The sequence below is a fragment of the Bacillota bacterium genome, assembly GCA_013314855.1.
Lineage (GTDB): Bacteria > Bacillota > Clostridia > Acetivibrionales > DUMC01 > Ch48.
On sequence record JABUEW010000115.1, the window covers coordinates 1 to 13,188 of the forward strand.

12 protein-coding genes, 1 pseudogene and 1 other annotated feature are annotated in these 13,188 nt (G+C 37.2%); of the genes and pseudogenes, 11 read left to right on the forward strand and 2 right to left on the reverse strand.

Annotation, left to right across the window (positions count from 1 at the left end; all coding sequences use genetic code 11):
* Positions 1 to 755: 755 nt before the first annotated feature.
* From mgtA to HPY74_16300, 7 genes are all read left to right on the forward strand, one after another.
* Positions 756 to 3,401, forward strand: a complete 2,646-nt coding sequence (gene mgtA / locus HPY74_16270) for a magnesium-translocating P-type ATPase (protein ID NSW92199.1) — start codon at positions 756 to 758, stop codon at positions 3,399 to 3,401.
* A 9-nt stretch (positions 3,402 to 3,410) separates the two neighbouring features.
* A complete protein-coding gene (locus tag HPY74_16275; GenBank protein ID NSW92200.1) occupies positions 3,411 to 3,797 on the forward strand; it encodes a hypothetical protein in 387 nt (128 codons plus the stop codon).
* 109 nt (positions 3,798 to 3,906) lie between these two features.
* Positions 3,907 to 4,199 (reverse strand) — a binding site (T-box leader).
* Positions 4,200 to 4,427: 228 nt separating this feature from the next.
* Entirely contained in the window at positions 4,428 to 5,714 is a 1,287-nt protein-coding gene (locus tag HPY74_16280; protein ID NSW92201.1) for a transposase, read from the forward strand.
* 250 nt (positions 5,715 to 5,964) lie between these two features.
* Positions 5,965 to 6,198 (forward strand): hypothetical protein, encoded by a 234-nt coding sequence (locus tag HPY74_16285; GenBank protein NSW92202.1) that lies wholly within the window; start codon positions 5,965 to 5,967, stop codon positions 6,196 to 6,198.
* 379 nt (positions 6,199 to 6,577) lie between these two features.
* Positions 6,578 to 6,838 carry a type II toxin-antitoxin system HicA family toxin gene (locus HPY74_16290; GenBank protein NSW92203.1) on the forward strand — a complete coding sequence of 87 codons (261 nt, stop codon included), beginning with the start codon at positions 6,578 to 6,580 and terminating at the stop codon, positions 6,836 to 6,838.
* Positions 6,835 to 7,179, forward strand: coding sequence for a type II toxin-antitoxin system HicB family antitoxin (locus tag HPY74_16295; protein NSW92204.1), 345 nt, complete (start codon positions 6,835 to 6,837; stop codon positions 7,177 to 7,179). The genes HPY74_16290 and HPY74_16295 overlap by 4 nt, the downstream gene beginning before the upstream one ends.
* 103 nt (positions 7,180 to 7,282) lie before the next feature.
* Complete coding sequence (locus HPY74_16300) at positions 7,283 to 7,486, forward strand: hypothetical protein (protein ID NSW92205.1); 204 nt, start codon at positions 7,283 to 7,285, stop codon at positions 7,484 to 7,486.
* Between the two features lie 370 nt (positions 7,487 to 7,856).
* Here HPY74_16300 and HPY74_16305 read toward each other — a convergent pair whose 3' ends face one another.
* Together HPY74_16305 and HPY74_16310 are read right to left on the reverse strand one after the other, a co-directional pair.
* Complete coding sequence (locus HPY74_16305; protein NSW92206.1) at positions 7,857 to 9,587, reverse strand: ABC transporter ATP-binding protein; 1,731 nt, start codon at positions 9,585 to 9,587, stop codon at positions 7,857 to 7,859.
* Positions 9,587 to 11,362, reverse strand: a complete 1,776-nt coding sequence (locus tag HPY74_16310) for an ABC transporter ATP-binding protein (protein NSW92207.1) — start codon at positions 11,360 to 11,362, stop codon at positions 9,587 to 9,589. The genes HPY74_16305 and HPY74_16310 overlap by 1 nt, the downstream gene beginning before the upstream one ends.
* 262 nt (positions 11,363 to 11,624) lie before the next feature.
* On the opposite strand from HPY74_16310, the gene HPY74_16315 reads away from it, so the two are divergent.
* The 4 genes and pseudogenes from HPY74_16315 to HPY74_16330 all read left to right on the forward strand — a co-directional run bounded on the left by HPY74_16315 (position 11,625) and on the right by HPY74_16330 (position 12,949).
* Entirely contained in the window at positions 11,625 to 12,035 is a 411-nt protein-coding gene (locus HPY74_16315; GenBank protein NSW92208.1) for a winged helix-turn-helix transcriptional regulator, read from the forward strand.
* A 35-nt stretch (positions 12,036 to 12,070) separates the two neighbouring features.
* Positions 12,071 to 12,493: an arsenate reductase ArsC gene (locus tag HPY74_16320; protein NSW92209.1), complete on the forward strand. Its 423-nt coding sequence runs from the start codon at positions 12,071 to 12,073 to the stop codon at positions 12,491 to 12,493.
* 2 nt (positions 12,494 to 12,495) lie between these two features.
* Positions 12,496 to 12,603, forward strand: a pseudogene (locus HPY74_16325) (arsenical-resistance protein).
* 85 nt (positions 12,604 to 12,688) lie between these two features.
* On the forward strand, positions 12,689 to 12,949 hold the full coding sequence (locus HPY74_16330) for a DUF2442 domain-containing protein (GenBank protein ID NSW92210.1): 261 nt from the start codon (positions 12,689 to 12,691) through the stop codon (positions 12,947 to 12,949).
* The last annotated feature ends 239 nt before the right edge of the window (positions 12,950 to 13,188 follow it).

A 13,188-nucleotide genomic window follows, 5' to 3' on the forward strand; every position in this document is an offset into this window, starting at 1 on the left:
TTTTACCTAATATATTCTTTAATTCTTTTAAAATTCCTTGTTTCAAGACTCATTTTCTTATAGCAACTTTTAACTTAAAAAATTTAACTAAAAGCAGTTGCATTTAGATAAAAACAGGAGTATTATAATAAAGAATTAAATATTTTATGTTAGGTGAGGCTCCTATACAGATACACGCTGCTGCCCGGAAATGTCGAAAGACGCCAATGGGTCAACAGGTACTATCGAAGTAAGGTTTTACTTAATGTAGCTGGATTGAGGTATTCCAAAGCTGTATAGTGCCAAAGCTCAACGAAGGTAAGCGTTTTGTGTTTTATAACCTTTCATTCGTTGAGAGGTTTTTTAGTTTGTAAAAAAGTGGAGGTGGGAAGGATGGACGATGGCGGTAATATGGCGGTAATAGTATAAACAGTGGAAGTACAGGTATATGTAATATGACATTAAACATTGTTTGCTATTGGGCTGCGTCCATTCTTCACTGGTTTAGCCCTTTAGCATAATATATGTGCGGAGGGAGGATAAACGTTTCATTTCTTAAAGCCTTATTACATATATCTCTAATCAATAACCAAATCTTTTTTACATTCCACTGTAATGGTTGCTGCTGTATAACGCCCGTTAGCTGTATTTTCTCTTAATACAGTTTTGTTGTGATGTTCTTTTATTAAAACCAGTAAATATTTATTTCAGGGGTTGTAATAATAAAGCAGAGTAGACAACCTTTAGTTGGTTATTGTCTTTTGGAGGTGTGAGCAATGAAGAAAAACAAAAAGAATGCATTAACGAATACGATAATGGATAGACTTATCGAGTTTTCAACGAAGGATATAAAAGAAGTTTTTGCCACGTTAAATACTACACTGGAGGGATTGGATTCTGTAGAAGCAGAACTGCGTCTTGAAATGCATGGGACGAACCAAATAGTCCACGAAAAAGCAGCACCGTGGTTTGTTCAGCTTATTAAGGCATTTATTAATCCATTTATCGGTGTGCTGATTTTTCTGGCGGGGGTATCGCTTGTAATGGATGTAATACTGGCTGCTCCCGAAAATAGAAGCTGGAGAACGGTCATTGTTATAACGACAATGGTTACAATAAGCGGTTTGCTTCGTTTCTTTCAGGAGTTTCGTTCAAACAAAGAAGCAGAAAAATTAAAGGCACTGGTTCATACAACAGCTTCGGTGGTTCGGAGCGACACAGGAAAACAGGAAATAGAAATGGCAGAGATTGTACCCGGGGATATTATCCACCTTGCAGCAGGGGACATGATACCTGCCGATGTAAGGATTATTTCATCAAAAGACCTGTTTGTCAGCCAATCAGCTTTAACAGGAGAGTCGGAGCCGGTTGAAAAATACGATACTTTAAAATACGATGTGAATCAACAAAAAAGCATCAGCCTTTCAGAACTTGATAATATTTGCTTTATGGGAACAAACGTAGTTAGTGGGGCGGCTGTTGCTGTTGTTCTCTCTACTGGCAACAACACCTATTTTGGTTCTATGGCAAAATCCCTTGTGGGGCAGCGTGCGTTAACCAGCTTTGACAAAGGGGTCAACAGCATTAGCTGGCTGCTTATACGATTTATGTTTGTCATGGTTCCGATCGTGTTTTTGGTCAACGGATTTACAAAAGGAGACTGGCTGGATGCATTTCTTTTTGCTGTCTCGGTGGCTGTAGGTCTTACTCCTGAAATGCTGCCTATGATAGTTACAACCAATCTTGCCAAAGGTGCCGTTGCAATGGCAAAACGTAAAACCGTTGTTAAAAGGTTGAATGCTATCCAGAATTTCGGCGCGATGGATATCCTCTGTACCGATAAAACAGGTACGCTGACGCTGGATAAAATTGTCCTTGAACGTCATCTGGACATTCACGGGAACGAAGATGACAGGGTATTAAGACACGCCTATCTTAACAGTTATTATCAAACAGGGCTGAAAAACCTGATGGATGTTGCTGTACTGGAGTTTGGGGCGAAAAAAGGCTTTGAAAATTTGGAACAAATCTACAGAAAAGTAGACGAAATCCCTTTTGATTTTACAAGACGCAGAATGTCGGTAGTATTGCAAAACGGAAGCGACAAAAGGCAGCTTGTTACCAAGGGCGCTGAGGAAGAAATGCTTTCCATCTGTTCCTATGCCGAATACAGGGGCGAAGTGGTTCCCTTGACCGATGATATTCGTAAGGAAGTAAAAGAAATGGTAAAGCAACTGAACAAAGAAGGAATGAGGGTTCTTGCTGTAGCTCAAAAGAATAATGTTCCCCATGAAGGAGTCTTTAGCGTAAAAGATGAAAGTGAAATGGTATTGATGGGATACATTGGTTTCCTTGATCCACCAAAGGAAACGGCAGCTTCTGCAATCAAGGCTTTAAACGAATACGGTGTAAAGGTGAAAATTCTTACAGGAGATAATGAAATAGTTACAAAGAAAATATGCAAGGAAGTTGGTTTGCCTGTAGACAATATACTGCTTGGAAGCCAAATTGACGGCATGGCAGATGAAGAATTAGCTGAAGCAGCCGAAAATACTACGATTTTTGCCAAACTGTCACCATTACAGAAGTCAAGAATTATCAAGATGCTTCAAAGCAAAGGTCATACCGTAGGATATATGGGAGATGGAATCAATGATGCCGCTGCATTAAGGGAAGCCGATGTTGGTATTTCGGTTGATACCGCTGTTGATATAGCCAAAGAGTCGGCAGACATCATCCTTTTGGAAAAGAGTCTTATGGTGCTGGAGGAAGGCGTCATAGAAGGACGCAAGACTTTTGGGAATATCATAAAGTATATCAAAATGACTGCAAGCTCGAACTTCGGCAATATGTTCAGCGTATTAGCAGCAAGTGCTTTCTTGCCTTTTCTGCCAATGCTGCCTATTCATATATTGGTTCAAAACTTGTTTTATGATATTTCGCAAATTTCAATACCATGGGACAATATGGATGAGGATTACCTTAAAGTGCCTCGCAGATGGGATGCAAGCAACGTCAGCAAGTTTATGATATTTATCGGCCCGATAAGTTCGATATTTGATATTGTAACCTACTTGGTGATGTGGTTTGTGTTCAAGGCAAACGCCCCGGCATTCCAATCACTGTTCCAATCGGGATGGTTTATTGAAGGGCTGCTATCACAGACGTTGATTGTGCATATGATACGTACTGAAAAAGTGCCGTTTATACAGAGCCGGGCAGCCAGACCCGTATTACTGTTGACAGGAGCCATCATTGCATTAGGCATAGCAATTCCGTTCACTCCATTTGGTAGATCCATCGGATTGCAACCGTTACCACTTACCTATTTCCCCTGGCTCATAGGAATACTGCTTTCATACTGCTTGCTTACTCAGTCGATTAAAACCTGGTATATTAAGAAGTTCAAGACATGGCTGTAATTAAAAAAGTTGTACTGGAGAGAAGGAGGTTTTATCTATGGACGAAACAATGATGGATTTCATGAAAAAAAGGATAAAAAGGAAATTGAAGATAAGCATATTAAATTAAAAGAAGCAATTGAAGGATTGATAGGCTATTTTGACCGTAATAGGAGTTATATCCCCTGTTACGCTTTAGGAAAGAAGCTTGAACTCTGTAATTCCAGTAACCGTGGAGAAAAGGCCAATGACCTGGCTGTTTCCGATCGTCAGAAATATAATGGTATAAGTTGGAGCAAAAGTGGCTCATCTTCTCTTGCATCCGTTATTACGATTCACCAGAATGGTGAGCAAATGAATTGGCTGCTTAAAAGAAAAATTCAATTTAAGATGGTAAATAAAAAAGGTGTGGCCTGAGTTTTTGATTGAAAGCTATTTCACAGGTCGAAATATTTTGCCTGCCCACCATCAGCCATCTTCCATATCCATCACCTCCTCAACAAATAAAAAGCCTTCTATCCCAAAACCATGGGACAGAATACTATTTTCTGCGGTACCACCCAAATTGGCTGAAAGCCCGACTTTTTTCACAGACCATCATCTATGTCCTATTGATAACGGAGAGGATTTCCGGCAGTTCCTACACACAATTAACTTGCTTCAGACTGCGCTCACAGGTCCATTCACTATTAGCTTTCATACCGCATTCACACCAATTCTTGGATGTTTTACAAGGTAATACGTGCTTGCCCACTCAACCTCCTGGGCGGCTCTCTGAAATGTCTGCTAAAAGTTACTCTTCCTGCTCATTGCTTTATATGTATATTATTTTATATCTTAATATGTTAACGGTCAATATGTTCCAAAAATGGACATACCCCATTTTTTTCTTTAAGGAAAAAATCTTTAAAATAACGCAAAAAAATTTAGAATTATCCACAATTTTTAGAAGTTATCAACAGATTTGTAAAAATACGAGAAAAGCCACCAACTTTATGGTATTATAAAAATAAAAACAAACCAACATAAAGAAGGAGGCTTTTCTACATGTTTGATTATAGCAAAACAGCATATGATTTGAAAAGGAGTATTTGTAATTTTTGTTCCCGATTGGCTCAGGGTCTACCTGTTCCCTTTAAGAAATTCTTAACCTGTATGATTTTTGGCATACTTGCTTCGAAAACAGTAATATTGGCTGAGATATCAAGATCCTTACATGAAAATATATTATTAAAAAAGACTATAGAACGCCTTTCCCGAAACCTTGAAAAATTCTCTTATACCGATAAAGTTCTAAAGAATCAATCTTTAGAGGTAAAAAGATATATTCACAATGACACACCTATAATTGTAGACTTAAGTGATATAGTTAAAAAGTACGGCGTAGTCTTTGAAAACATGGGTAAGGTCAGGGATGGAAGCACCAAACAAACCAATATGGACGGATACTGTTTAATTGAAGCACTTATATATAACTATGGAGATAAGCTGCCTGTCCCTATATATTCAGATTTATTCTCTCCCAGTGAACCGGACTTTAAAAGTGAAAATGAGGAAATCATTAAGTGCCTGGACAAGCTGAGAAGCTTATACGGGACCAAGGGTATTTATACTATGGATAGAGGTATGGATAATGTACTGTTCTTTAATTATTTTGAAAACAATTCCCAAAAGTTTGTTATAAGGCTTAAGAAAAACCGCAATGTCATTTTCAAAGGTAGAGAAAGGAACGTCTTTGACCTTGTTAAAAAATATAAGGGTAAATATTCAACAATCATAAAGAAAAAGAATGGTAAGCAAAGAAAAATCCAGTTCGGTTTTTTGCCTATAACATTGCCTGAGATTCCCGACAAAGTATTTAACCTCGTTTTTGTAAGGGGATATGCCAGAAAAGGGCTTATGATTTTAACCAACCTCGATATAAAAGACGGCAAAGACTGTCTACGACCTATACTTTGCTACATATCCAGATGGAATGTGGAAGAATTCATAAGATTTAAGAAAAATCAATACAAACTTGAAGATGTAAGAGTTCAGTCATATCAAAGGCTTAAAAACATAAACTTTTTATTAACCATGGCAATGAGCTATATTTCTCTTACCTCAAAATCCATAAGCAGCAGGAAGATGATTTTTATTCTGCAGGAAACATCCAAAAGAGTACATAGCATACCACCTTTTCCTTATTACAGTACTGGTGATGGAATTTATGAAGTGCTTAAGAAATGCAAAAGTGGTATCACTGAATTTTTGAACTACACAAAAAATAAACCCAAATCGCAGCAACTGAGTATCTTTGAACTCAGTCACTGCAAGGATTTGCTGGTTTCTTGATTTAAATTTTGGGGTATGTCCATGTTCCAAAATTATCAAATATATTTTATACTATTCCATCATCTTTGCTTTAAACCAAAAAAATGGGAGGATCTTAAATAATGAATAGAATTAATACAGACAATTTTTCAAACATATTTCCCTTATATGTCGGCTGGTAAGGTTACATGTGTCTTCAGGCTCTTGCAGAAGGCAAGGCAAGGGCACAGGTAGGGGCAGACTCTGTCGATATGCCAAAAGCTGCAGTTGTATGCTTTTTGAATATAAAAATTCTGATATCTATTTCAGTTTTTACCTGCTCAACCTTGGAAATATCAGTATACCGGTAAAGGTGGCAGCGGAAACTATTCCCACGGGAATTAATGGTTTTGTGCTGGGAGCAGTGGATATTATGTTATATAGTAATTTCCCAAACAAGGATGAAAAAGCAATATTCTGGTATATGCAGTTTGAAAATTCTGACCTGATACAGGAAAGCACATAATGTTAGGACACTGTTTAAGATGTGTCATAATATACTTGATGAAAGGAGAGAGAACCTTGGAATGGCTCGATAGAATGATCAAGGATGGATTATCTTGGAGACAATATGAAGGGTGAAATTGATATTAATCAAGCAGCACAGGTTGTATGCTCACCTGTTCACCAGTAAAGATAATGGTGGTGACATATCACTTCTTGGGGCTACTCCCTTAATAAAACTCTTATATCGGAGCATGAAAGCGAAAGCTTGCTCCTGCTGATTGACTTAGTGTAAAATTATATGTGGATGAAAAATAAAAAAGAAATTGCCAAATTAAACTTGACAGTAACTGTAACTAAAATTTAGTTGCATATTTAAAGGAGTTTGATATAATAATAATATGAGTAAGCATGATAAGTTATTAAAAAGGCTTTTAAGCAGGCCCAGGGATTTCACATTTGATGAGTTAAAAACACTGCTTGGTGGGTTGGGTTATATTGAGGATAGCAAGGGGAAAACATCAGGAGCCCGGATTGCTTTTATCCATATTGACAAAAAACATATTATTAGGCTTCACAGGCCCCATCCCGGAAACGAATTAAAGCTATACCAGGTGGATCAGGTTATTGAAGCATTAAAAAATCAGGGGGTGATTGAATGAAGGATGTTTTAATTTACAAAGATTACATTGCATCAATACATTACAGTGCTGACGATGAAGTGTTTTTCGGACGCATAGAAGGAATAGACGATCTTATAAGCTTTGAGGGTCAAAGCGTTTCAGAACTGAAAGCTGCTTTTATGGAAGCTGTTGAAGATTATATTGAGACATGCAAGAAAAACGGTAAAAACCCAGAGAAGACATACAGAGGCAGCTTTAATGTTAGAATATCTCCTGAACTTCATAAGAAGGTAGCACAGCAGGCTTTATTAGAAAATGTATCTCTTAATCAGTTTATTGAAGATGCAATCCGGCAAAAAGTGATGCGGACCACGAGGTAAAAACTAAAGAACAGCTCAGGAACGAACCTGAGCTGTTTTATTTCCTGACGCAAAATATTTAAAGGAAACCCTGCCGGAGTTTGCATTTTGAAAGGGCGGGCAAATGAACAGTGTAAGAAACAATGCAGGTATGGAAGCATATGATTCCATTATTAAAGCCTGTGGTACCGTGGATGAAAAGTCAACTACTCCAAACAAGCAGTCCAAATACGTAAAAGCCATACTGCATAATCTTGAAGATGCTTGCGGAGCAGAAGTTGTCGCAAAGATAATGAAGCCTTGTGGCACTTGCCCATGTTTTTTATAGAAGGAACATTTCAATAGAGTTTAATAAATGAGTCATTTTTTTTGTTCATAGACTTTAATGCAGGGATTTTTGCATTAAGCATAATAATGGATTGGATTTATAATAACAATGGTAGAAGTATTTTATCAGGGATTTTGGTCCATTTCTGTACAATTTTTTTTGGCGAAATTTTGGGCCTGCCAGGTAATATAATGTATATTAGAACTATCATCCAGGTAATTATCGCTATAATGATTTTGATATTCTGGAAAGCAAAGCCCTCCATGAATGTTAATAAAGTTTAACAAGTTTATCTTAGGTAAGCATATGAAGCAGAATTAATAGATTTGGAAGCAGAATTAATTGGGCTTAATTTAATTAAATATCACTATCACCCTGCAAATTCTCTGTAATAAAGTTCAGAATAATATCCGTTCTTTTTCAGAAGTTCATTATGGGAACCTTCTTCCACTACTTTGCCGTCTTTTATAAAATAAATCACATCAGCCTTTTCAACCGTTGAAAGCCTGTGAGCCACTACTATACTTGTTTTTCCTACCATAAGTTTTTCCAGCGCTTCCTGGACCAGGTATTCCGATTCCGAATCAAGACTTGAGGTGGCCTCGTCCAGGAGCAATATGGGAGCGTTTTTCAGAATGGCTCTTGCTATTGCAATGCGCTGTCTTTGTCCACCTGACAAACGTATTCCTCTTTCCCCTACAACAGTATCATAACCATCGGGTTGCGCCATTATGAATTCATGAGCATTGGCATTAATGGCTGCGTTTATTACATCCTCCTCGTTTGCTTCATTATTGCCATAAAGTATGTTTTCTCTTATGGTTCCATTGAATATATATGCATCCTGCGGCACATATGCAACCTGATTTCTCAGTTCATCCAGGGTATATTCATTCAATCCCTTTCCGTTTATGGTCATTTCTCCTTCCTGCATTTCATAAAATCCAAGAAGGAGTTTTATTATAGTGCTTTTGCCTCCTCCGCTGTAACCTACAAGTGCTGCAATCTTGCCTTTTTCAACAAATATATTAAGACCGTTGACAACTTCATTTCCTTTACCATAACTAAAACTGCCATTTTTAATGGCAACTCCGTAATTGCCTCCTGTCCCTTTGGTAGAATATCTTTCTGGTTCAGCGGGCTGATTGAGAATTTCATAAACTCTGTCGCTTCCTGCAAAGGCTTTTTGCAATGTGGCACTCATTCTTCCCAATTCTACAATTCCCCATGTAATATTTCCTGATATGGAAAGACTGCCTACAAGACTTCCTGCCTCCATCATACCGATTAATACAAAATAAGCTCCAATTACACCCAGGCCTCCATATCCCAGCCATCCTACCAGAGCATTGCTGCTGTATAAAAAAGCTTCGGTCCTGTTGAATTTTATTTGTGCATTCAATACATCATTCATCTTATTTCTGTAAATGTTGAAAAATCTGTCTGACAGATTATATGTTTTTATTACGTTGAATCCTGTGACATTTTCGGTCATTTGCTCAGTCAATTCGGAATTTCTTTCATGTATTGCCTTGCTTCTTTCTCGCATGGGCATTCTGAATTTTGTATTAAAATACATTGTAAGTATACCCATTGCCACCATAAATAAGCCCAACCTGGTATCAAGCATCAATATATACGGAAGACTCATTGCAAGTCTTATAAAAAGCGCCACAAATTCCTGAAGGGAGGTTATGGCAGTCTGAACTGCGTTAATATCTTTATTTACCCTTGCAAGTGTATCTCCTGTGTGATGCTCCTCAAAATATCTTATAGGCATTTTCTGAAAATGATTGAAAAGACGTACTCTAAGCTGGTTCATGATAAGCGCTTCACATTTATTGCTCTGATATATTACTACCGGAAGCAGTATCCCACCGAATACAATAACAATCATCAATGAAACTGCGGCAAGGGACAAAGACCCCGGTGTTTTGTATATAAAATAGTCAACCATGCTTTTAAGAGCATATGAAAAGCTTATATTTAACATTGCATCTCCCAACCCTGTGGAAACTGCCGTCAAGGCCAACCTTGCCCTATTTCCTCCTATCAGGTTCCATACTTTAGAAATGTCTTTTATCAGCCTGTCCCTTTCCATTATGCAGTCACCTTCCCTTCATGTTCAAAAACCTGTCTGTTGTAAAGCTCGTAATATTTAGTTTTACGGTTTATAAGCTCCTCATGGGTTCCGCTCTCCACAATTCTTCCACTGTCAAGAACAAGAATTTCATCTGCATTTATAATAGTTGAAAGCCTGTGGGCCGTTATGAATACGGTTTTGCCTTCTTCGAGCCTTTCAAGTGCTTTTTGCACATAGTATTCAGCTTTTGTATCCAGTGCGCTTGTAGGCTCATCAAGTAATAAAACAGGTGCATTCTTAAGCATTGCCCTGGCTATTGCTATTCTCTGTCTTTGCCCTCCCGAGAGCTTCATCCCTCTTTCTCCCACCGGGGTTTTATAACCGTCAGTAAATTCCATAATGAAATCATGGGCATAAGCAGCTTTTGCGGCATTTATGACTTCCTCATCCGATGCCTGGGGATTTCCCAGCCTTATATTCTCCATAATGGTATCACAGAATAAATATACTTCCTGGGTAACTACCGATACCTGATTTCTCAGGGCCTTTAAGTTCCATTCCCTTATATCTTTGTCATAAAACCTTATTATTCCTCCATAGTTATCATAATAGCCAAGAATAAGCTTGTGAACTGTTGTCTTTCCGGAGCCACTGCTTCCCACCAGGGCTACTTTTTTTCCTTCGCATATTTTAAAACTGGTATCCGTTAATACGGGATTGCCATCAACGTATGAGTATCTTACGTTTTCAAACTCAATAACCGTATCATGGGGATTATCTGTGAAATCTTCACCGTCAGCTCTTTCTTCCGGGCTGTCAAGAAGCTCATACAGATGCTGGGCGCGTCCCGACTGGGTTAAAAAATCCGCCCATGAACCGCTTAGCTGACGTATTGAATTCAATAGAGGGAATAATACATTTGCAAATATAACAAGTTGCCCTATGGTAAGCCTTCCGTTTACAACAAAGATTCCCCCTATTCCATATGCCAGTGCCTGGGGTATTATGAAACTGAAAATATTAAGGCCTATGGCTTTGGAACGCATCCTGCTCATTTTTAAAGATTCTTCAACTACATCCCTGCAGGCCTTTTCAAATTTGGATGCAAATATCTTTTTCATGGCAAAAGCAATGTATATATGTATTCCTTCAAGGAAATCCCTTAAATATGAATTGTATTCAGCAATGCTTTTCTGCACATTTTTACTTGTGTCACCTATAGGTATGGATATTTTTCCTACGAAAAACCATATAATAGGAATTATTGATCCGCATATCAAAGTCAGAAGAGGGTCAATGGAACATAAAAGCCATGTGCTTGATATAAGCATTGAGGGCACAAAACTCCAGATACCTGCAATAGAATCACTGTAAAATTCCTGGAGGCTGTCTATATCATTGGCAAGTCTTGAAATTGTTTCGGCAGTATGCTTTTTTTCATAATATGATATTGGAAGCCTGTTTATCTTTTCTATTGCAAGAGTTCTGATCTTTCGTCCGGAATATACGGAATACCTTCTTCCCGTCAAGGGATTAACATAGTTTATTATTCCCCTGAGGGTTATCTGAAGAGCAATTAAAAACATAAAACTGTGAAACCGTTTAAAATCACCGCTTAATGCAACATCAATAACCGTACCCATTATCCAGCTTCCGAAAACACCAATCAAAGCACTTGAAATTCCTCCAATAAAACGGAGGAACCCCCAGCCGAAGTGTTCTTTCGTCATCCAGTAAAGTCTGCCCAGATTTTTAAAAACCTGCTTTACTGTTGTTTTTGATTTTTCATTCATATGCTTCCCCTTTTGAATCAATACCCCACCAATATGTTTTAAATAATTTGAACCTGTGTTTTATTATATAGAATTATTTTCCATATGTAAATAGTAAAATAAAACAAATAAACAATAAAACAAATTTCACTCATGACTGTCACCTCCTAGTACATGACAAAATTAAAGCTATAGCCTGTAATGATTGCAACTAGAAAAATAGTATTTTAAAAATTAAAAGATTTGAAAAGATATTGACAATTGAAAATTAAAGACATATTATATGAGTAAAAACGAATATAATCATATAGGTGGTGGTAAAGTGAAACTTGCACAGATAATAAAAGCATTGTCCGATGAAACGAGACTGCGTATTTTGAATTTGTTACGGCATGGGGAGTTATGTGTCTGTGAATTGGAGGTATTGCTCGATATAAACCAATCCAATGCCTCCAGACACCTTAACAGGCTAACAAACGCCAAGATACTGGAATTTGATAAAAGGGCACAGTATGTTTATTACAAAATCGATGAAGATGTTTTGAAAGAGCATGCTTTTATTAGGGAAATATTAGATAATGAATTAATAAAAGTAGAACGATGTAAGGAAGATTTAGAAAGACTGAAGATATATAAAGAAAGTGGTCTTTCCTGTGATGACCTAAAAGATGGGAAAGTATGCTTTGATAGCTAAATGAGATTATGAATAATTGGAGGGAGGAAGATAAGATGAAGCCAAAAGTAGCTTTTATTTGTGTACACAATTCATGTAGATCCCAGATGGCAGAGGCATTAGGGAAATTATTTGCTTCAGATGTTTTTGATTCCTATTCCGCCGGTACGGAAACAAAGCCACAAATTAATCAGGATGCTGTAGAGGTTATAAAAGATTTATACGGTATAGATATGAATGAAACCCAATACTCTAAGCTGCTTACCGATATTCCTGAAGTTGATATTGTTATAAAGATGGGCTGTAACGTTGTTTGTCCCTATTTACCTTCAAAATATGAGGAAGACTGGGGACTGGATGATCCCACCGGTAAAGATAAGGAAGAGTTTAAAAAGACAGCCCTGGCAATTGAAGAGAAAGTTAAAGATTTGGTAAAACGGATTAAAAACAATAAAATAAATTTACAGGAGGGGAATTAGGTATGTCTGAACAAAAAAATAAGGATAGTAAAGGAATAGGGTTTTTTCAGAAATATCTTACTATATGGGTAGCATTATGTATTGTAGCAGGGATTCTTATAGGACGATTTACTTAACATGTGGCATACGCAGGAATTTAAGACACTTCCTCCACTTGTATAATAAGATTAAAAGCCTATAAAGGGAGGTGGAACTATGTTTCATAAGGTTAAGAGTGTTGTCCCTCTTGATAATTTTCTTTTGTTAGTAGAGTTTGAAAATGGTAAAAAAAAGACATATGATGTTAAGCCTCTAATGAATAAATGGAGTGTTTTTAGAGATTTAAATAATGATACTCTTTTTAACTTGGTTAAGGTTGATACTGGTGGTTATGGAGTTGTGTGGAATGAATATATTGATTTAGCCTGTAACGAGCTTTGGGAAAATGGTATAAGTGTAGAGGATGTATGTCAATGATTGATTTTGGTGCATAAACTTACCCTCAATTTTGCCTTCAATCTTGCCTTGTTTTTTCATCTCTTCCATCTTATTGCGTATTGCTATCTCCATAGTATAAACCATTTCATCAACCTCCTATCTCAATAAATTAGATTTATCTTTAAATAGCTTCAATTCTTATAGAATTTTATAGCTATTTAATTTCACAAGTAATAAAACAAAAATCTTACAAAGCCCTGCCCTACCATCTGCGAAAC

Coding starts and splice junctions, on each gene's coding strand:
- HPY74_16290 (NSW92203.1), top strand. CDS start 6,578: ATGAGTAAGCATGATAAGTTATTAAAAAGGCTTTTAAGCAGGCCCAGG.
- HPY74_16305 (NSW92206.1), bottom strand. CDS start 9,587: ATGGAAAGGGACAGGCTGATAAAAGACATTTCTAAAGTATGGAACCTG.
- HPY74_16330 (NSW92210.1), top strand. CDS start 12,689: ATGTTTCATAAGGTTAAGAGTGTTGTCCCTCTTGATAATTTTCTTTTG.
- HPY74_16280 (NSW92201.1), top strand. CDS start 4,428: ATGTTTGATTATAGCAAAACAGCATATGATTTGAAAAGGAGTATTTGT.
- HPY74_16300 (NSW92205.1), top strand. CDS start 7,283: ATGAACAGTGTAAGAAACAATGCAGGTATGGAAGCATATGATTCCATT.
- HPY74_16320 (NSW92209.1), top strand. CDS start 12,071: ATGAAGCCAAAAGTAGCTTTTATTTGTGTACACAATTCATGTAGATCC.
- HPY74_16285 (NSW92202.1), top strand. CDS start 5,965: ATGCTTTTTGAATATAAAAATTCTGATATCTATTTCAGTTTTTACCTG.
- HPY74_16295 (NSW92204.1), top strand. CDS start 6,835: ATGAAGGATGTTTTAATTTACAAAGATTACATTGCATCAATACATTAC.
- HPY74_16310 (NSW92207.1), bottom strand. CDS start 11,362: ATGAATGAAAAATCAAAAACAACAGTAAAGCAGGTTTTTAAAAATCTG.
- mgtA (NSW92199.1), top strand. CDS start 756: ATGAAGAAAAACAAAAAGAATGCATTAACGAATACGATAATGGATAGA.
- HPY74_16315 (NSW92208.1), top strand. CDS start 11,625: ATGAGTAAAAACGAATATAATCATATAGGTGGTGGTAAAGTGAAACTT.